Source organism: Amycolatopsis sp. NPDC005003 (genome assembly GCF_053600695.1).
Map to the genome: position 1 here is coordinate 143158 of NZ_JBSGAI010000019.1, position 19532 is coordinate 162689.

A 19532-nucleotide genomic window follows, 5' to 3' on the forward strand; every position below is an offset into this window, starting at 1 on the left:
GTCCGGCACCTAGGGTAATGAGAACACGTTCTACTTTGTCGGTCCAGAGGAGGCTGTGGTGGGACAGACCACGATCCCGGCCGTCGTCCGCGATGCCGCCGCGAAGTTCGGGTCCGCGGAGGCAGTGGTCGACGGCCCGGTGCGGCTCGGCTACGACGGGCTTCTGGAACGTGTTCGAACGGTGGCGCGGGCGTTCGCGGCCTGCGGTGTCCAGGCGGGCGACCGGGTCGCGATCGCGCTGCCCAACACCCACCACTGGGTCTGCGCGGCGCTCGGTGCCCTGTACGCGGGCGCCGTCCTGATCCCGGTCAACACCCGGTTCACCGCCGCCGAGACGGTGGACCTGCTCGTCCGCGGCCGGGCGAAGGCGCTCGTCGTGGCCGCCGACTTCCTCGGCACCGACCGCCACGCCGCCATCCGGGACACCGGCGCCGAGCTGCCCGACCTCGGCACGGTCGTCCGGGTGCCGCTGCAGGAGCCGCACCGGCCGGTCGAGGGCACGCTGGGCTGGGACGAGTTCCTGGCCCGCGCCGAGGACGTCACCGAAGCCGAAGCCGAGGCGCGGGCGGACGCCGTCGCCCCGGACGACGTCAGCGACATCCTCTTCACCTCCGGCACCAGCGGCCGCTCCAAGGGCGTGCTCTCGGCCCACCGCCAGACGGTCGACGTCGCCGCGGCGTGGGCCGAGTGCGGCCAGGTCACCGCCGACGACCGGTACCTGGTGATCAACCCGTTCTTCCACAGCTTCGGGTACAAGGCCGGCATCGTGGTCGGCCTGCTGACCGGCGCGACGATCGTCCCGCAGGCGGTGTTCGACGTCCGCAAGGCTCTCGAAGCGATCGAACGGGAGCGGATCTCCGTGGTCCCGGGCGCGCCGACGGTCTTCCAGTCGCTGCTGCACGAGCCGCGCAAGGGCGACCTCTCGTCGCTGCGGCTCGCGGTCACCGGGGCGGCCAGCGTGCCCGCCTCGCTGGTCCGGCGGATGGGGTCCGAGCTGGGCTTCGAGACGGTGCTGACCGCCTACGGCCTCACCGAAGCCGTCGTCGTGACGATGTGCCGCCCCGGCGACCCCGCGGAACTCGTCGCGAGCACGTCCGGCCGGGCGACCGCGGGCTTCGAAGTGGCGATCCACGGCTCGCCGGGGGAGATCGTGCTGCGCGGGCCGAACGTGATGCTCGGGTACCTCGACGACCCCGAGGCGACGGCCAAGGCGATCGACGAGGACGGCTGGCTGCACACCGGCGACGTCGGCGAGCTCGACGCCGGCGGCAACCTCACCATCACCGGCCGGCTCAAGGACATGTACATCTGCGGCGGCTTCAACGTCTACCCGGCCGAGGTCGAAAGCGCGCTGACCGAGCTGGCCGGCGTCCGCGACGTCGCCGTGGTCGGTGTCCCGGACGAGCGGATGGGCGAGGTCGGCAAGGCGTTCGTCGTCGGCACCGGGCTGACCGAGGAGGCGGTCCTCGCGTTCTGCCGCGAGCGCCTGGCCAACTACAAGAACCCGAAGTTCGTCGAGTTCGTCGACGCCCTGCCCCGCAACGCTTCCGGCAAGGTGCTGAAGCGGCTGCTGACCGAGGAGAACGCATGAGTGAATCGGTGGTCCGGTCGGAGCGGCGGGGGCCGGTCGCGGTGGTGACGATGAACCGGCCGGAGTACCGCAACGCCCAGAACTCCGCGATGACGTATGCCCTGGACGACGCCTTCACGGACGCGGTGAACGATCCCGAGGTGAAGGTGATCGTGCTGGCGGGGGAAGGCAAGCACTTCTCGGCGGGGCACGACATCGGGACGCCGGGCCGTGACGTGGACGTGCCCTTCGAGCGGCGGGCGGTCATGTGGTGGGACCACACCGACCGCGTCGGGGGTGACCAGCGGTTCGCTCGCGAGTCCGAGGTGTACCTGGGGATGTGCCGCCGGTGGCGGGAGATCCCGAAGCCGATGATCGCCAGCGTCCAGGGTGCCTGCATCGCCGGCGGGCTGATGCTGGCCTGGGTCTGCGATCTGATCGTGGCTTCCGATGACGCGTTCTTCGCCGACCCGGTGGTGCGCATGGGCATTCCGGGCGTCGAGTACTTCGCCCACCCGTGGGTCCTCGGTCCCCGCGCGGCCAAGGAAGTCCTCTTCACCGGCGAGCGGTTCACGGTGCAGCAGGCGAAGGAGTGGGGGATGGTCACCCGGATCGTCCCGCGGGCCGAACTCGAACAGCGCACCCTCGAACTCGCGGAGAAGATCAGCGGGATGCCGCCGTTCGGGCTGGCGCTGGCGAAGAAGGCCGTCAACCAGGCCGAGGACCTGATGGGGTTGCGGTCCGGAATGGACTCGGTGTTCGGCCTGCACCACCTGGCACACGCCCACAACGCGGAAACCTCGGAAGATTCCCTGGGCGGGCAGTCGGCGCGGTCGATGCGTGACGCGAACAAGGGGGCGTGATGGACCTCGAGGTCGACGAAGCCTCGGAAGCCTTCCGCGCCGAAGCCCGGGAGTGGCTCGCCGCGCACGTCCGGCCGCTGCCGTCGATGGACACCGCGGAAGGCTTCCAGGCCCACCGGGAGTGGGAGGCCGAGCTGGCGGAGGCGCGGTGGTCGGTGGTGTCGTGGCCGCGGGAGTACCACGGCCGGGACGCCTCGATGCTGCAGTGGCTGCTGTTCGAGGAGGAGTACTACGCCTCGGGCGCGCCGGGCCGGGTGTCGCAGAACGGGATCTTCATGCTCGGCCCGACGCTGTTCGCGCACGGCACGCAGGAGCAGCGCGACCGGATCCTCCCGCCGATGGCCCGCGGCGAGGAGGTCTGGGCCCAGGCGTGGTCCGAGCCGGAGGCGGGCAGCGACATCGCCGCGTTGCGGAGCACGGCCGTGCGCACCGAGGGCGGCTGGCTGCTGTCGGGCCAGAAGACGTGGAGCTCCCGGGCGACCTTCGCCGACCGGGCCTTCGGGCTGTTCCGGACCGACCCGGAAGCCCAGCGCCACCACGGCCTCACCTACTTCATGGTCGACCTGCGCGCCGAGGGCGTCACGGTCCGGCCGATCCCGCAGCTGGACGGCGAGCCCGGGTTCGCGGAGATCTTCCTCGACGGGGTGTTCGTGCCGGACCAGGACGTGATCGGGGAGGTCGGGCAGGGCTGGCGGGTCGCGATGACGACGGCGAACAACGAACGCGGCCTCTCGCTGCGCAGTCCGGGCCGGTTCCTCGCCGCGGCCGATCGGCTGGTGGATCTGTGGCGGGAACACGGGGAGCCACTGTCCACACGGGATCGGGTGGCGGACGCCTGGATCGGCGCCCGCGCCTACCAGCTGTACACGTTCGGCACGGTGAGCCGCCTGCAGGACGGGGGCGAGCTGGGGCCGGAGTCGAGTGTGAACAAGCTGTTCTGGTCCCACTTGGACGTCGAACTGCACGAAACCGCGCTGGACGTGCTGGGCCCGGCGGGGGAGACCGACCAGGCCTGGGTGCCCGGCTACCTGTTCTCCCTGGCCGGGCCGATCTACGGCGGCACCGACCAGATCCAGCGCAACACCATCGCCGAGCGGCTGCTGGGCCTGCCGAGGGAGGCCCGCCGATGAAGTTCCAGCTCTCGCCGGAGCAACGCCAGTTCGCCGCGACGCTGCACGAGCTGCTGGGCGGAGCGGACACCGCGGCCGCCGCCCGGGCCTGGGCGGCGGGCGAGCACGACCGCGGGCTCAAGCTCTGGCGTGCACTCGCCGACGTCGGGGTCTTCGCCCTGCTGGTGGACCAGGATCTCGGCGGCCTCGGCGCCGGCCCGGCCGACCTGGTGGTCGCCTGCGAAGCGCTCGGCTACCACGCCGTCCCGGGCCCGCTCGTGGAGACGGCGGCGGTCGCCCCGGCGCTGCTGACCGGGCATCGGCTGACCTCGCTCGCCGAGGGCGACCTGATGGCCACCGTCGTCGCGCCGCCGGAGGTGCCCCTGGCTCTCGATGCCGATGTCGCGGGCGTGGTCCTGGACCTCACCGGGGCGGAACTCACCGGCGTCGAACCCGGGCCCGTGCGCTCGATCGACCCGCCGCGGCGGTTGTTCCGCGTGCCGGGCGCGGCCGGGACATCGAGTGGCACCGCGTTCGACCGCGGCGTCCTGGCCGTGGCCGCCCAGCTCCTCGGGGCGGGGCAGTGGCTCCTCGACACGTCGGTGGCGTACGCGAAACAACGACGGCAGTACGGCCGGGCCATCGGCGAATACCAGGCGGTCAAGCACCTGCTCGCCGACGTCGTCACCCGGCTCGAACTGGCCCGGCCGCTGCTCTACGGCGCGGCCGTCGCCGGGGAGACCTTCGCCCGGGACGTCTCCGCGGCGAAGGTGCTGGCCGGGGACGCCGCGCTGCTCGCCGCACGGACCGCCCTGCAGGTGCACGGCGCCATCGGCTACACGGCCGAGCACGACCTCGGGCTGCGGCTGACGAAGGTGCGGGCGCTGGCCGGGGCCTGGGGCACCGGGTCGTTCCACCGCGCGCGGGTCCTGCGATGACCGACCCGATGGAGACCGAGGAGGCGCGGGCGCTGCGGGACGCCGTCCGGGCTCTGCTGACGCGCCGGTCCGGGCCGGAGGCGGTGCGGGCCGCGATGGCGTCGCCGCTGGGGTACGACGACAAGCTGTGGTCGACGCTCTGCGAGCAGATCGGCGTCGCCGCACTGGCGATCCCGGAGCACTACGGCGGCGCGGGTGCCGGGCTCGCCGAGGCGTGCGTCGTGCTCGCGGAACTCGGCCGGACGCTCACCCCCGCGCCGATGCTCGGCTCGGCCGTCCTGTCGGCCCAGGCACTGCTCCGCACCGGGAACGACGAGGCCTGCGCACGGCTGTTGCCGGGCATCGCCGAGGGCACCACACTGGCGGCGCTGGCCTGGTCCGATGGGGACGGATGGGGGACACCGGCCCTGCGCGCGTCGGAGGCCGGCCTCGACGGCCGCGCCCGCTACGTCCTGGACGGCGACCTCGCCGACGTCCTCCTCGCCGTGGCCCGCACCGGCGACGGGGTGGGGCTGTTCGAAGTGCCGCTCGAAGGGGTGCGCCGCTCGCGCGTGACGGGCCTGGACCCGGGCCGGCGGCTCGCGGTCGTCGACTGCGCGTCGGCCCCCGCGCGCCGCCTCGACACCGGCGGGTTCACCGAGGCGCTCCGGCAGCTGCGGGACACGGCGACGGTCGCCGTCGCCGCGGAGCAGGTCGGGGCGGCCGCGCGGGCGTTGGAGCTGACGGTCGAGTACACGAAGCAACGTCGTCAGTTCGGTCGCCCGATCGGGTCGTTCCAGGCGTTGAAGCACCGGATGGCCGACGTGCACGTCCACGTCGAAGCGGCCCGCTCGGCGCTCTACGCGGCGCTGGTGGACGGCGACCCCGAGGCCGTCGAGACCGCCGAGGTGGTGTGCGGCGAGGCCTTCGCCCACGCGGCGGCGGAGATGATCCAGCTCCACGGCGGCATCGCGATCACCTGGGAGCACGACGCCCACCTGTATTTCAAGCGGGCCCACGGAACCGCCCTGCTCTTCGGTGGCGCGGGTTCTCGGCTTGGCGGGTGAGCCGGGTGGCGGCCCCGGGGTCGTGGCGATGGTTGCCACGCGGGTCTGCCTGCTCTGCGGCTTCTCGGCTCGGCTGGTGAGCCGGTAGCGGCCCGAGGTCATGGCGACGGTCGCCGCGTGGGCCTGCCCGCTCTTCGGCGGCGCGGGCGCCGGGGTCAGCCGGTGAGCCGGGCGGCCGAGCCGGGCAGCTCGCGGTTCGCTTCGTCCAGGCCACGGACGACCAGCCGGCAGGCCGGGCAGCCGGCCACGTGCTCGGCGACGACAACCGCCCGGCGCGGCGGCAGGGCCCCGCGGACCCAGGCGCCCATCCGGCGGCGCGGCTCGCGGCATCCCGGCTCGGCCGCCTCGGGCACCTGGACCTGCAGGTAGGCCTGCCGCAGCCCTTCCCGCGCCCGCATGGCCAGCGCGGCCACGCTGTTCGGCGACAGCCCGAGCGCGAGCGCCACCTCCCTCGGGGTGCCGCCCTCCGCCTCGGTCCGCCACAGCACCGACCGCCACCGGCCGGGCAGCGTGCAGTAGGCCGACCACACGAGCCGGGCGTTCGACCGGTGCAGGGCGAGTTCGTCGGCACCGGCGGCGGCCGCCTCCGGGACCGTGGCCCGCGGCTCCACCCGGCTGTGCTGCCGGCCCCACCGGGACACCAGGTTGCGCAGGGTCACGACGAGGTAGGGCCGCAGGTCCCCGTGCGGCCCGCCGCCCGCGCGCACGACGGTCAGCACCCGGGCGAACGTCTCGGCCACGAGATCGTCGCGCTCGGCGGGCTGCCGGGCCCAGGCCCCGGCGGCCCGGCGCAGCGGCTCGGCGTGGCGGCGGAAGAGCCGCCCGGCGGCGTCGAGATCCCCGGCCCGCAGGGCGGCGAGCAGCACGGCGTCCGGCTCGTCGTCGGCTGGTTCCATCTGCTCTCCCCGGGGTCAGGCACGCTCCGCGCCCCGGGTACCCCCGGCGCGAGCCCGTGATCGCGGGTCGCCCGATCGGGTGGTTGCGCCGGCCGCCTCAGACCGCGAAGACCTGGGCGTCGTCGGCGAAGGCCTTGAACTCCAGGGCGTTGCCGGCCGGGTCGAGCAGGAACATCGTCCACTGCTCACCGGGCTCGCCCGCGAAGCGGACGTACGGCTCGATCACGAACTCCGTGCCCGCCGCCCGCAGCCGGTCGGCGAGCGCCTGGAACTGCGGGACGGTGAGGATCAGGCCGAAGTGCGGGACCGGCACGTCGTGGCCGTCGACGGGGTTGTGCACGCGCTCCGGCCGGGCCGGAGCCAGGTGGGTGACGAACTGGTGGCCGTGCAGGTTCCAGTCGACCCAGGTCTCGGCGCTGCGGCCCGGCTCGAGGCCGAGGACGTCGCCGTAGAACTTCCGGGCGGCGGCCAGGTCGTCCACCGGCATCGCCAGGTGGAAGCGGGGGATGGACAGGGTCATGGAACTCCCTTCGCCAGGTCTTGTCTTAATGTTAACATTGCGACATGAGTGGTTCGGTGGTTCCCGCCCGGCGCCGCGGGCTGGCCGACGAGGTCGCGGACCGGATCCGGGACGCGGTCTTCGACGGCAGCTACGCCCCCGGCAGCCAGCTGCGCGAGGTGGAGCTGGCGGAGGCGCTGGGCGTCAGCCGCGGGCCGGTGCGGGAAGCGCTGCTCAGGCTGGAGCGCGAGGGGCTGGTCCGCGGCGAGTGGCATCGCGGCACCACGGTGACCGCCCTGTCCGGCCAGGACGTCGCCGAGCTCGACAGCCTGCGGGCGGCCCTCGAGCACCTGGCCGTCGAGCTGGTGGTCGAGCGCGCCACCGAAGACGCCCTGGCCGCGATCGACGCCGTGGTGCTGCGGATGGAACGCGCGTTCGACGAGCACGAAATGGTCCGCTGCGACCTGGAGTTCCACGACGCGGTGTACGCGGCCACCGGCCACCGCCGGCTGGGCGAGGCCTGGCAGGCGATCCGCTCGCAGGTGCACCTGTTCCTGCTGACCCGGATCGGCGTCACCGCCGACGGGTACCTCGCGGCCATTCCCGCGGAACACCGCGAGCTCGCGGCGGCCCTGCGGGCGCGCGACCGCGCGGCGGCGCTCGAGCTCTTCGCCGAGCACCGCCGCCACGCCTTCGAGATCCTCAGTGGACGGACGGACTAGCCGTCAGAGCACCAGGTCCGCCGCCGTGCGGATCTCCTGGGCCGCGCTCGTGGACTCCAGGCCGCCGAGCGGGTCCGCGCCCGGCAGGTCGCCGAACGACAGGCCGGTCAGCTCGGCGATCCGCGTGACCGGGACCTGGAACGTGCGGTACGCGCCGTAGTCGAACTCGGTCGCCGCCTCCAGGCCCTGGATGAGTTCCGCCTGGCTCAGCAGGTACGCCGTCGCCGACAGGGTGCCGTCGGTCTTCACCATCGCGACGACCTTCCAGAACTGGCGCGGCAGCTGCACGCCGCGGTAGTGGTCGTCGTCGGCGGCCAGCACCGGGCCGGTCACCACGCTGACCTTGAGGTCGAAGTTGTCCGCGTTGTTCAGCACGTAGTCTTCGAGCCCGGCCCACGTCGTCTTGTTCTGGTTGAAGTCCTTGTGCTGCGGCGAGCAGTTCGTGAAGTGGAACGTGTCGTCGTTGCCCAGCTGCGCGATCGGCTCGGTCGCGCCCCACGCCGGGTCGAGCCGGCGGACCAGGTGCCCGCGGTCGAGGGGATTGTCCCGGTAGATCTCCTCGCCGATCTGTTCGGTCACGGCGACGCGCGGGTCGAGCGACCAGTGGTCGGCTTCGCGCCGCAGCGCCCGGCTCGTGCGGCCGTCGATGTTGACCGCGGTGAACATCGCCAGCCGTCGCTCCCGGTGCATGACCACGCTGAAGTGGTGATAGGGCAGGACGTACCGTGGTTCGCCGGCGGCCTGCCGGTTGATCGCCGCGAGCGGGAGCAGCGCGTCGGACAGGCCGGGCAGCGGGACGGTGTGCCCGGGCAGGAAGGCCGGGTCGTACCCTTCGCGGTTCGAGTAGTCGGGGTCGATCCGCCCGGCCAGCGGTTCCGCGCGCAGCCGGATGTCGAACGGCATCGAAAGCGTCAGCATCGGCGAAGCGCCGTTGGCGGCGGCCGGCAGTGCGCGCTCGGGCCGGGTGGCCAGCCGGTCGAGCAGCGCTCGTTGCGCCGGTTCGAGGGGCTGCTCCCGCAGGAACTTCAGCAGCTTGCTGACCCGGATGCCTTCGTTGAGGAAGCCGCCGTACTCCGCGTGGCCCGCCGCCGGGACGCTGGCGTGGTGCAGCGCCACGATCTCCCACTGGTCGTTGAACACCGGCGAGCCGGACGACCCCGGCTCGGTGTCGGTTTCGTAGTGCAGGAACTCGTCGAGGACGTCGACGACCCGGTTTTCCCGCAGGGCGATCTGTTTCTTGCCGCCGCCGGGGTGCTGCACGATGGTCACGAAGTCGCCGACGATCGCCTTGCCCTCGCTGGCGATCAGCCGGTTGAAGCCGAAGGGCCGCAGGTCGTCCGCGGCCGCCTTCACCGCGACGAGCGCGAAATCGAGTGCCCGGTCGGCGGCGAAGAAGCGGCCGGGGTCGAGCGGGAAGGCGCGCACCGGCCGGGGCAGGCCGTCGACGCCGTCCTGGTAGTCGAATTCGATCACGCTGACCCCGGCGGTTTCCGCGTCCGGCAGCACGTGGTGGTTGGTGAGCAGCAGGTCCGGCGACACCAGCGATCCGGTGCCGTAGCCGACCAGCCGGCCCTGGGCGTTGCGGATGTTCACCCGGCCGACGGCGGCCGACGCCGTGACCCCGCCTTCGAGGTAGCCGACGCCGAGGAGGTCGTCGGTGAGGACGATCCGTTCGAGGATCGCGCCCGCGGCCGTCATCGCGTCCGGGTCGCCGGCCGCGATCGCCGCCGGGCTCACCGGCCGGACGTCGGGGTAGTAGCGGCCGAGCCGGTCGATCCGGGTCGCCACCCGGCTCGGCTCGTCGGCCTCGGCGATCCCGCCGGGCTTGCGCAGCAACGCGATCTTGGCGTGCCGCTCGCCGGTGCGCTCCACGGCCCGCGCGGCCGCGGCCCGTTCCTGCTCGGACTGCCGGTCCGTCTTGACGTCCACGATGCCTCCCCGCGAGAGAGCCGGAAACATCGCGTTAGTCGCGTTCCCCGTGGGTGCGTTACACGATTTGCGGCGCGGCGCCGGGAATTCTTTTTCAATCCACTTCGCGGTATTTTCGCGGTATCGCCGTCATTTTCGTGAATCACGCACGGGAAGCACGATCGCCGAGGCGCGCGCGGGGTTGTGGTACACCTCCTGGTCCGCGGCGCGCAGCGTGACGGCGGCGGCGTGGGGCTCCCCGGTGCCGGGATTCCGGGCGTAGCGCGGGAAAGCGCCGCTGGAGACCTGCACCCGGATGCGGTGCCCGCGCTTGAACCGGTGCGCCGTCGGCCACATCCGGACCGTGACGGCGGCCGGCTCGTCCGCGTCGCGCAGGCTGGTGAGGCCGTCGCAGACGTTGACCGACCGGCCGTCCGGGCCGACGTCGCAGAGCCGGACGAAGACGTCGGCGAACCGCAGGCTCGACCGGAACCAGATCTCCGCGTGCACGTCCCCGATCACTTCGACGTCTTCCTCGAGCGCCGGCGTGGTGTAGGTGAGGACGTCGGCACGGGCTTCGAGTGCCGCGTTGTCCACCCGGCCCGCGTCGGGGGCCATGCGCACGCCACCGGCCGCCGGAGTCGGGTCCGCCGGGTCGTAGCGGTAGCGGTCTGGCGCTGACTCACCGGGGGCGTCCGTGGCCAACGTACCACCGGCTTGCAGGTGGAACCGTTGCGGCGCATAGCCTTCCGGCGGCCACGACGCGAAGTCGCGCCAGGCTTCTTCGCCCATGACGAAGAGCCGGACGGGTGCCCGCTCCGGCGGTTGTTCGCCGCGGGCGTGCGCGAGCCCGAACTCGAGGGCCTGCCGGAGCGTCTCACCCGTGCTGCCGAGCAGGCTGTCGCGGCCGGCGTGGGTCCACGGTCCGACCGTGAGCCGGGGCTCGCGGCCCGCGTCCTGCAGCGTGCGGAAGTCGCGCAGCTGGCCGGGCAGGAAGATGTCGTACCAGCCGGCGACCGAGCTGACCGGCACGGTCACGTCCGTGACGCGCTTCCGGTGGTCGATCTCCGCCCAGCGCGGGTGGTGCTCCGGGTGGGCCAGCACGTCCTGGATGTAGTCGGAGCGGTGGCCGATGGCGACGACGTCGGCCTGGGCGAGCGGCAGCGTGTTCAACGCCTGCTGCAGCTTCTTGGCCTGACCGCGCTGCCGGAGAAGGCCGAACCGGCGTTCCTGGACCGCGACCTGGACGCCCCACCCGAACGGGGTTTCCAGGGAAAGGCCGTCCTCGCGCAGGAATTCCAGCGTCAGCCCGGACTCGGTGACCTGGGGGACCATCGCCTTGACCTGCGGTGGCAGCCGGTCGGCCACCGCCCACTGCACGTACCCGAGGTAGCTGGCGCCGACGAGGACGACCGCGTCGCCGGACCACGGCTGCCGCAGCACCCAGTCCAGCGTCGCGAGGCCGTCCTCGCGCTCCTGCCGCAGCGGATCGAAGGCGCCGCCGGAGCCGAAGCCGCCGCGGGTGCTCTGGATCAGCACCTGGAAGCCGCGTTCCGCCAGGGGACGGCCCAGGATCGCCCCGAACGGGCCCCGGCGGCCGTAGGGCGTGCGCACCAAGGCGATCGGCAGCCCGTCTCCCCCGTCGCGCGGGGCCCAGCGGTCGGCGAGCAGCTCGGCGCCGTCGGGCATCGGGACCCGCAGGTCCCGCTGGACGGTGAGGCGCCGGGTGGCCGGCGTGGGCAGCTTCAGCAGGCGTTCGACGAGTCGGCTGATCATCGGCCGGCCTCCTTCGTGATCATCGCGGTGACGACCGAGTGCATCCGCTGCAGCCGGTCGGCGAACTCTTCCGGGTCGAGCGGGTCCGGCCCGTCGACGACCCACGTGGTGACGAACGCCCCGGCCCCGCCGGTCAGGAAGGTGGCCAGGTCCTCGACACCCTCGGCGTCGAGGCGGCCACCGAGCGCGCGCTCGAGGTTCTCCCGGTTGAACGGGAGGAACAGGCCGGTCAGGGCCTTGTTGAGGGCGTACGCGGACGCCCCGGTCTGCAGCGCGCGGTAGAAGCGCCGGTACCGGGCGAAGTGCCGGCCCAGCGCCAGCAGCGACGCGTGTTCGCCGTCGGGGGTCGCGAGGTCGGCGAGCTCGCCGAGCAGTTCGCGCCGGACGAGGTCGAGCGCGGCCTCCAGCAACAGCGTGTCGCGGTCGCCGAACTGCTGGTACAGCACCTGGCGGCTGACGTCCGCGGCTTCGGCGATCTCGGACACCGGGACGGCGGTGGTGTCGCGTTCGGACACGAGCTCGACCGCGGCCCGCATCAGCGCCGCGCGCGACCGGCGCACCCGCCGGTCCTTGGCGGGTGCTTCGGTCGTCCAGTCGTCAGGCACAGCGCCGATAATGAACAGCTGTCAAGAAAATAGCAAGTGTTCGACAAGTGGGTGCCCCTCGGGGATGCGAGGATGCCGCCATGTCTTCGACCATGCGGGCGTTCGTGCTCACCGGGCCGCGGGAATGTTCGGTGCAGGAGGTCCCCGTGCCGCGGGCCGTCGCGGGCGAGGTCGTCGTCGACGTCGACCGCGCCGGGGTGTGCGGCACCGACGTGGAGTTCTTCACCGGGGCGATGGCCTACCTCCACCAGGGGCACTCGGCGTACCCGATGCGGCTCGGCCACGAGTGGGCGGGCACGGTCACCGAGCTGGGGGCGGGCGTGGACCCGGCCTGGCTCGGCCGCCGGGTCATGGGCGACACCATGCTCGGCGACCGGACGTGCCGCCGCTGCCGCAAGGGGCACCAGCACACCTGCGAGCGGCGCGAGGAGGTCGGCATCCGCGGCGGCCGGGCCGGCGCGCTGGCCGAACGGCTCGCCGTGCCCGCGTGGTCGCTGCACGCGCTGCCCGATCCGGTGGACGCCGTCCTCGGCGCACTGGTCGAGCCGGGCGGCAACGCCCTGCGCGCGGCCCGCGCCGCCGGTGTCGGCGTGGGCGACCGGGCGCTGGTGCTGGGCCCGGGGACCATCGGGCTCCTCACGGCGATGTTCCTGCGCGCGGCGGGCACCGAGGTGCACCTGCTGGGCGTCGACGACGGCGCGTTCGCCCGAGGCCTCGGCTTCGCGCACGTCTGGACCCGCGCCACCCTCCCGGACCTGCCGTTCGACGCGGTGGTCGACGCGACCGGCGCCGCCGGCTCACCCGCGCTGGCGGTGGAGCTGGTGGAGCCCGCGGGCCGGGTCGTCTACATCGGACTGTCCGGGCAGCCCAGCCGGCTCGACACCCGCGCGCTGGTGCTGAAGGACGTCACGGCGGTCGGGGTCCTCTCCGGATCGCCGGGCCTGGCCGAGACGATCACGGCGTACGCGAGCGGCACCGTCGACCCGCGCCCCCTCGTCGCGGCGACCGTCGGCCTCGGTGACGTCGGAGCCGTGCTGGCTGGGGAGCGGCCCGGCGGCGCGGGCCCGAAAATCCACATCGACCCGCGCCGCTAGCGCCCTCCGATCACGCGAGTTCCGCCTTCGAGCACGCGAGTTCCGGGCCTGGACACGCGAGTCCCGCCTCCGGGCACCGTGCGGGTGTCAACCGGCCGCGCCCGGAAGCGGCGAAGCGAGCGTGGTCGGCCGGGTGCGGCCGCGCAGGGTGACCTCTTCGGTCGCCGTCCAGCGGGCGGCTTCGGCCGGGGCCGCGGCCTCGACGGCCGTCCACGAGGCGAGCAGGCGGCCGGGCGCGTTCTTCGCCAGTTCGGTCAGCCGGGCGGCTTCGTTGACCGGGTCGCCGATCACCGTGTACTCGAAGCGGCGCGGGTCGCCGACGTTCCCCGCGACCGCGTCCCCGGTCGCCACGCCGATCCCGGCCGGGCCGTCGGGCACCTCGGCGGCCAGCCGCCGGGCGATCGCGCGGCCGGCGGCCAGCGCGCAGGTGGCGTGGTCGCCGAGCGGCGCGGGCGCCCCGAACACGGCCAAGGCGGCGTCGCCGACGAACTTGTTGACCAGGCCGTGGTGCCGGTCCACCTCGTCGACCACCACCGCGAAGAACCGGTTGAGCAGGCCGACGACCTCCTCCGGCGGGCGGCTGGCGGCCAGCGCCGTCGACCCGACCAGGTCGACGAACAGCACCGAGACCGTCCGGACCGTGCCGCCCAGCTCGGCCGACGTCCGCATGGCTTCGACCGCGACTTCGTGGCCGACGTGCTTGCCGAACAGGTCGCGCAGCCGTTCGCGTTCGGCCAGCCCGGCCGTCATGTCGTTGAACCCGGCCTGCAGCAGGCCCAGCTCGGTGCCGTCGTAGACCGGGATCGCGACGCTGAAGTCCCCGGCTCGGACCCGCCCCAGCGCGTCGCGCACCGAGGAGATCGGGTTGACCACCGAACGGGCGGTGAACACGGTGACCAGCAGCCCGAAGCACAGCACGACCAGCCCGAGCGCGATCACCGACACGGCGAGCTTCGTGGTGGAGACGTCGCCGCGCGCCCAGGCCAGCGCCGCGGTGACGACCAGCCCGGCGACCGGCACCCCGGTGCCCAGGCACCAGAACAGCAGCATCCGCCGGTTGACGCCGCCGTTGACCGGCCGCGGCGGCGTGGTTCCCGCCAGTGCCAGCGCCGCGTACGGCCGCATCGCGAACTCGCCGAGCAGGTAGGCGATCGCGCAGACGACGACCGCGGCGAAGGCCACGACGAGGAACTGGGTGAGCACGACCGCCGGCTGCACCAGCGCGGCGAGCCCGCTGAAGACCAGCGTCGCGATGCCCCACAGCACGGCCTGGACGTACGTCAGCCGCAACGGGACGCGCAGGCTCGCCGCGCGTTCGGCGCCGGTCGGCTGTCTTCCGTCGGCCGCCCAGCGCAGCGTGCGGAGTGCTCCGCGGGTGCCCCACAGCGTGCCGGCGACGACAGCCGAAACGACGTACACGGGTACTGCGACCGCGGTGACGCGCACGAGTTCGCCGGACATCCCAGGCGTCGGCATGAGCAGCACCGCGAGCCCGGCCACGACCAGTGCGCCGATCACGTTGGTGGCGATCAAAGTGGCCGTGAGCAGGCCCTGGACCCGCCGTCGCAGCGCGGGGGCGTGCTGGTCGAGCGGTCCGAGCAAGCCGGATCCGAACGGCTCCGCGGGGGCGCGTCCTGGGGTCACCATTTGAGTGTACGGTCGTTCACTGAAATGACCGGAGGCGGGTGCCGCAAGTATGTGTTACGGTTGGTAACAGTGAACTTCGGTAACACCTGACGAGGAGGTCGGTCGTGACGAGCATCAGCGAATCGGGCGTGTCGGACCGGGAGACCGTGGCGCGGCGGCTGCTCGACTCGTCGGAGCAGCTGTCGTACGACCCCGTCAAGGAGGTCGACTGGGAGACGCCGCTGGACACGGGCTACCACGGCGCGAGCCCGGAGTGGAGCACGCTGTACGGCACCTCCTACTGGGCGGACATGACGCCGGAGCAGCAGCGCGAGCTGACCCGCCAGGAGGCGGCGTCGGTGGCCAGCACCGGGATCTGGTTCGAAATGATCCTGCAGCAGATGGTCCTGCGCGACTTCTACGCCAAGGACCCCACCGACCCGGCGTTCCAGTGGGCGCTGACCGAGATCGCCGACGAGTGCCGGCACTCGATCATGTTCGCCCGCGGCGCGGCGAAGCTGCGCGCCCCCGCCTACCGGCCGCGCCGGTTCGTCGTGGAGCTGGGCCGCGTCTTCAAGGCGACCGCGACCGGCGAGGCCGCCTACGCGGCGATCCTCGTCGCCGAAGAGGTCCTCGACGTCATGCAGCGCGACTGGATGCGCGACGAGCGGGTGGTCCCGTTCGTGCGCACCATCAACAACATCCACGTCGTGGAGGAGTCGCGGCACATGAAGTTCGCCCGCGAGGAGACCCGCGAGCGGCTGCGCGGTGCCGGGTGGCTGCGCCGGCAGGTCAACGGCCTGGTCGTCGCGATCGCGTCGTACTTCATCGTGACGAGCATGGTGAACGGCAAGGTCTACGAGAACGCGGGCCTGGACGGCAAGCGCGCGCGGCGCGAGGCGAAGGCCAACGAGCACCACAAGTCGATGCTGCGCTCCAGCTGTGCCGGCCTGATGGAGTTCCTGCACTCGGCCGGGCTGCTCACCAAGCCGTCGCTGTGGTTCTACAAGCGTGCGAACCTGATCTGAGATGGCCTTCGCGATCACGCAGACCTGCTGCGCCGACGCGTCCTGCGTGTCGGTCTGCCCGGTCAACTGCATCCACCCGACGCCGGACGAGCCGGACTTCGGCACGACGGACCTGCTGTACATCGACCCCGCCACGTGCATCGACTGCGGCGCCTGCGCCGACGCCTGCCCGGTCGACGCGATCTTCCCGGCCGGCGACCTGACCGGGCCGTTGCGGGCGTACGAGCAGCTCAACGCCGAGTACTACGCGGGCCGGGACGTGCTGGCCGACGTCTCGGTCGCGCCGAACTTCCACCGGTGGGCCCCGCCGTCGTTCGCGCGGGTGCTGCCGAGCGACTTCGCGCCGCTGGACGTCGCCGTCGTCGGCACCGGCCCGGCGGGCATGTACGCGGCGGAGGACCTGCTGCTGCACACGAACGCCCGCGTCACGCTGGTCGACCGCCTGCCGGTGGCCGGCGGGCTGATCCGCTACGGCGTCGCGCCGGACCACCCGTCGACGAAGAAGATCGGCGAGACGTTCGCGCGGTTCCACGACCACCCGCGGCTGCGCCTGCGGCTCGGCGTTCCGGCCGGCGCCGAGCTGGCCGATCGCCATGACGCGGTGATCTACGCGGTGGGGGCGACCGAGGCCCGGCGCCTCGGCGTGCCGGGCGAGGACCTGCCCGGCAGTCTCCCGGCCGCGACGGTGGTCGGCTGGTACAACGGCCACCCGGACGTCGAGCCGGACGCCGTCGACCTGTCGGCGGAACGCGTGGTCGTCGTGGGCACCGGCAACGTCGCCCTGGACATCGCCCGCATCCTCACGGCGGACCCGGAGACGCTTGCCGCGACGTCGATCGCGCCGGCGGCGCTGGCGCGGTTGCGGTCGGCGAAGGTCCGCGAGGTGGTGCTGCTGGCCCGCCGCGGCCCGGAGACGGCGGCCTACACGCGCCCGGAGCTGCTGGCGCTGGCGGCCCGCGGCGGCTTGGTGGTGGACGCGCACTCGTCGGTGGCGGAGACGATCGACGGCGCCGGGCCGGGGGACAAGGCGGCCTGGCTGCGGGGCGTGCCGCGCGAGCGGGTGGACTGGTCTTCGCCGCCGCCGGAGGGACGCCGCATCGTGCTGCGGTTCGGTTCGGCGCCGGTGGCGTTCGCCGGGGACACGGAGGTCCGCGCGGTGGTGGCGACCGGGCCGGAGGGCGACGTCGAGATCCCGGCGGGCCGGGTGGTCCGGGCGGCGGGGTTCCGCGGGGTGCCGGTGCCGGGCCTGCCGTTCGACGAGGAGGCGGGGATCGTGCCGAACACGGCGGGCCGGGTTCCCGGGCGGCCGGGGGTGTACGTGGCGGGGTGGATCAAGCGCGGCCCGTCGGGCGGGATCGGCGCGAACAAGGCCTGCGCGCGCGAGACGGTGGGGGCGCTGCTGGAAGACGCGGTGGCCGGACGGCTGCCGGTGCGGCGGCGGGGAGCGAGGTTGTTCGGCCGCGCCTGAGCTGCCGCCGGGGCGGTGGGATCGGGTGCCGCCGCTGTTCGGCCGCGCCTGAGCTGCCGCCCAAAGCGGCGGCGGAACGGGCGCCGCCGCTGTTCGGCCGGGCCGGAGCTGCTGCCGGAAACCGTGGTGCGTAACGGTTTCCGGCAGCTTCACGTCCGGCTCAGCGGCACCAGTGCGGGCCGGTCGTCCAGCCCAGCAGCCGTCGTCCCGGTCCGTCCGGCAGCGTGCCGTCCGGTGCGAACCGGGCGCCGTCGAGCACCGCCGCCAGGCCCGTCACCGCCGGGCCGAACCGGTCCTGCAGACCCGCCTGCGCCACCAGCTCGCCGAGCCGGGTCACCGCCGCCCGCTGCTCGCTCTCCCCGGAGAAGCTCAGGAAGAAGATCGCCTGCCGCCAGGCGTACGCGACGTTCTTGAGCAGCTGCCGGTTCCACGAGCGCTGTCCCGCGAGGCGGCGCACCACCCACGTGAACACCTGGCCGGCCAGGTCGGGGCCCAGGCGCGACCGCAGCTCCAGGGGCTCCGCCAGCACCGCCAGGTTGTGCGTCGTGAGGATCTGGCTCTGCTCGATCACCATCCCGTTGCCCGCCACCGAACGCCGCCGCCGGCCGGCTCGGGCCTCGCAGACCGCCGCGAAGTCGTCCGCCGTGCGTCGCAGCAGCTTGCGCGGCGGTGGCGGCCACTCGTCCGGCAGGTCGTAGTACCGGGCGTACAGCGTGCCCGCCATGACCCGGCTCGCCGTCGCCGCCGCGGTGCGCCACTTCTCCGTGAACGTGCCCACGAAGATGTCGGCCGCCAGTTCCTCCAGCAGCGGCATCGGCAGCCCCGCCTGCACGGCCAGCGCGCCGAGCTCGCGCACCAGCGGGTTCGGCAGGATCGCCTGCGGGAACGAGCCGAGCGCCAGCAGCACCGTCTGCGTCAGCGTCTGCCGCGCCGCCCTGGCGACGTCGGGACGCCGGGCCCGGAACGGCTCCAGTGCGCGGATCCACGGCAGCTCTTCGAGCCGGACCTGGTGCGCGAGGTCGAGCAGCAACAGTCCCCGGCGCCGGCGGAACGCCGCGTACGTCTGCGCGTACAGCGCCGCCAGCCGCTCGTCCTCGACGTTCGCCGCCATCAGCTGCGCGGTGATCTGTGGCAGCACCGCCGCGAGCACGTCACCCGAAGTGATCACCCCGCGCGCGACCAGCTCCTCGACCGGCGCCTCCAGCGCGCGGGCCACCTTCGCGACCAGCTGCCGCGGGACGACGTCCGCCTCGACGACCGGTTCGAGCGCCGGGAGACCGCTGTCGCCGGGGTAGGCGTCGAGCCGGCCGGCCAGGACAGCCGCGAGCTCGGCGTGCGTCGGGCGCGCGGCCACCACCGCCTGCACCGCCCGCAGCGCGGCCCGGCGCTCCGAGCCCGGCTCGCCGTGCTTGGTGATCGTGTTGGCCAGCGCCCGGCGGATCCAGCCGACGTCCCGGCCGGTGAGCCGCGCGCTCGCGAACTGGCAGAGCGTCAGCGCCCGGTACAGCCGCGCGAAGTTGCTCTTCGGCTGGAGGTGGGCGGTCGACGCCTTGTGCCGCGCGCTCGCCTTCGCGTAGTCCGCGAGCCACGCCGCCCGCCGCGATCCCCACCCCTCCGGCCACGTCCGGCACGGCCAGCCACCGGTGACGCCGTCGGCGGTCAGCCGGGGGAGTTCGCCGTCGACCGTTTCCGCCCAGAGGGCGACCAGCCGGTCGTACAGCGGGTGCCACACCCGCAGCGTCTCCAGCATCGCGGCGATCGCCGGCCTGGTCGTCGCCGACCGCAGCGTCTCGCGGACCTCGCCGACCGTGGCCAGCCGCACCAGCGCGCCGGACGGCCGCGGAGCCGCGCCGGGCAGCGGGGCCAGGCGCAACCGGTGCAGCAGCGGCCGCAGCTCGGCGACCAGGTCGAGGGCGGCTTCGGCGTGCCCGCGGTCGAGCAGCCAGGCGACGACCGGGAGCGCGGCGTCTTCCGGGAACTCCACCCGGTAGGCCTCGGTGGCCAGCGCGGCGCGCAGGGCGGCGAGCCCGGCGTCGGTGAGGTACCCGAGGTTGACGCGTTCGCGGTCGGTGCGGCCCGGCGTGCGGGGCACGGCGGCGAGTTCCTCCGGGCGCACCGGGGTCTCGGCGAGGTACCGGCCGGTGGCGAACCCGCCGTGCGCGACTTCGAGGGTCACCCAGGCCGGGGTGTCCTTGACCGGGGTCCGCGAGCCGATTTCCAGTGCCCCGCCCGCCATCCCGGCGAGCACCGCCTGCCACCGCCCGGCCTTGGCGCGGGCGCGACGGCGGACGGCGAGATCCTTTGTGGACGAAGCGGTGCGCAGTGCGCGTTCGAGCTGCCCGTAGGCGTAACCGGGTGACGCCTCCTGTGCCATGTGGACTCCC

The 19532-nt window shown here is 73.6% G+C and carries 16 protein-coding genes; 9 read left to right on the plus strand and 7 right to left on the minus strand.

Annotated features, from left to right (window positions below; translation table 11 throughout):
* Positions 1-58: 58 nt before the first annotated feature.
* The 5 genes from ACWED2_RS22980 to ACWED2_RS23000 are packed head-to-tail and all read left to right on the plus strand — an operon-like array spanning position 59 to position 5526.
* The gene (locus tag ACWED2_RS22980; protein ID WP_449692535.1) at positions 59-1591 is read left to right on the plus strand and encodes a FadD3 family acyl-CoA ligase; all 1533 of its coding nucleotides are present in this window, start codon (positions 59-61) and stop codon (positions 1589-1591) included.
* Positions 1588-2433 carry an enoyl-CoA hydratase gene (locus tag ACWED2_RS22985; RefSeq protein WP_449692536.1) on the plus strand — a complete coding sequence of 282 codons (846 nt, stop codon included), beginning with the start codon at positions 1588-1590 and terminating at the stop codon, positions 2431-2433. Before ACWED2_RS22980 ends, ACWED2_RS22985 begins: the two co-directional genes overlap by 4 nt.
* Complete coding sequence (locus tag ACWED2_RS22990) at positions 2433-3563, plus strand: acyl-CoA dehydrogenase family protein (protein WP_449692537.1); 1131 nt, start codon at positions 2433-2435, stop codon at positions 3561-3563. Before ACWED2_RS22985 ends, ACWED2_RS22990 begins: the two co-directional genes overlap by 1 nt.
* Positions 3560-4480, plus strand: coding sequence for an acyl-CoA dehydrogenase family protein (locus tag ACWED2_RS22995; RefSeq protein WP_449692538.1), 921 nt, complete (start codon positions 3560-3562; stop codon positions 4478-4480). The genes ACWED2_RS22990 and ACWED2_RS22995 overlap by 4 nt, the downstream gene beginning before the upstream one ends.
* Positions 4477-5526, plus strand: coding sequence for an acyl-CoA dehydrogenase family protein (locus tag ACWED2_RS23000; protein ID WP_449692539.1), 1050 nt, complete (start codon positions 4477-4479; stop codon positions 5524-5526). Before ACWED2_RS22995 ends, ACWED2_RS23000 begins: the two co-directional genes overlap by 4 nt.
* A gap of 155 nt (positions 5527-5681) precedes the next feature.
* On the opposite strand, the gene ACWED2_RS23005 is transcribed toward ACWED2_RS23000, so the two are convergent.
* Together ACWED2_RS23005 and ACWED2_RS23010 are read right to left on the minus strand one after the other, a co-directional pair.
* Entirely contained in the window at positions 5682-6422 is a 741-nt protein-coding gene (locus ACWED2_RS23005) for a sigma-70 family RNA polymerase sigma factor (protein WP_449692540.1), read from the minus strand.
* 97 nt (positions 6423-6519) lie between these two features.
* Positions 6520-6942, minus strand: a complete 423-nt coding sequence (locus tag ACWED2_RS23010; protein ID WP_449692541.1) for a VOC family protein — start codon at positions 6940-6942, stop codon at positions 6520-6522.
* A gap of 44 nt (positions 6943-6986) precedes the next feature.
* Here ACWED2_RS23010 and ACWED2_RS23015 point away from each other — a divergent pair, with 44 nt between their 5' ends.
* Positions 6987-7643 (plus strand): GntR family transcriptional regulator, encoded by a 657-nt coding sequence (locus ACWED2_RS23015; protein ID WP_449692542.1) that lies wholly within the window; start codon positions 6987-6989, stop codon positions 7641-7643.
* Between the two features lie 3 nt (positions 7644-7646).
* Here ACWED2_RS23015 and ACWED2_RS23020 read toward each other — a convergent pair whose 3' ends face one another.
* The 3 genes from ACWED2_RS23020 to ACWED2_RS23030 form a co-directional block, all read right to left on the minus strand.
* Positions 7647-9572 carry a DNA/RNA non-specific endonuclease gene (locus tag ACWED2_RS23020; protein WP_449692543.1) on the minus strand — a complete coding sequence of 642 codons (1926 nt, stop codon included), beginning with the start codon at positions 9570-9572 and terminating at the stop codon, positions 7647-7649.
* 129 nt (positions 9573-9701) lie between these two features.
* Positions 9702-11327 (minus strand): CocE/NonD family hydrolase, encoded by a 1626-nt coding sequence (locus ACWED2_RS23025; protein WP_449692544.1) that lies wholly within the window; start codon positions 11325-11327, stop codon positions 9702-9704.
* Positions 11324-11932, minus strand: coding sequence for a TetR/AcrR family transcriptional regulator (locus ACWED2_RS23030; protein ID WP_449692545.1), 609 nt, complete (start codon positions 11930-11932; stop codon positions 11324-11326). The genes ACWED2_RS23025 and ACWED2_RS23030 overlap by 4 nt, the downstream gene beginning before the upstream one ends.
* An 80-nt stretch (positions 11933-12012) precedes the next feature.
* On the opposite strand from ACWED2_RS23030, the gene ACWED2_RS23035 reads away from it, so the two are divergent.
* Entirely contained in the window at positions 12013-13026 is a 1014-nt protein-coding gene (locus ACWED2_RS23035; protein ID WP_449692546.1) for a zinc-dependent alcohol dehydrogenase, read from the plus strand.
* Between the two features lie 87 nt (positions 13027-13113).
* Here ACWED2_RS23035 and ACWED2_RS23040 read toward each other — a convergent pair whose 3' ends face one another.
* Positions 13114-14670, minus strand: coding sequence for an adenylate/guanylate cyclase domain-containing protein (locus ACWED2_RS23040; RefSeq protein WP_449692547.1), 1557 nt, complete (start codon positions 14668-14670; stop codon positions 13114-13116).
* A gap of 107 nt (positions 14671-14777) precedes the next feature.
* Between ACWED2_RS23040 and ACWED2_RS23045 the strand changes: the two genes are divergently transcribed.
* Both ACWED2_RS23045 and ACWED2_RS23050 read left to right on the plus strand, forming a co-directional pair.
* The gene (locus tag ACWED2_RS23045) at positions 14778-15680 is read left to right on the plus strand and encodes an AurF N-oxygenase family protein (RefSeq protein WP_449692548.1); all 903 of its coding nucleotides are present in this window, start codon (positions 14778-14780) and stop codon (positions 15678-15680) included.
* A 1-nt stretch (position 15681) separates the two neighbouring features.
* Positions 15682-17148, plus strand: coding sequence for an FAD-dependent oxidoreductase (locus ACWED2_RS23050; RefSeq protein ID WP_449692549.1), 1467 nt, complete (start codon positions 15682-15684; stop codon positions 17146-17148).
* A 160-nt stretch (positions 17149-17308) separates the two neighbouring features.
* Here ACWED2_RS23050 and ACWED2_RS23055 read toward each other — a convergent pair whose 3' ends face one another.
* Positions 17309-19522: a hypothetical protein gene (locus tag ACWED2_RS23055; RefSeq protein ID WP_449692550.1), complete on the minus strand. Its 2214-nt coding sequence runs from the start codon at positions 19520-19522 to the stop codon at positions 17309-17311.
* Between the last annotated feature and the right edge of the window lie 10 nt (positions 19523-19532).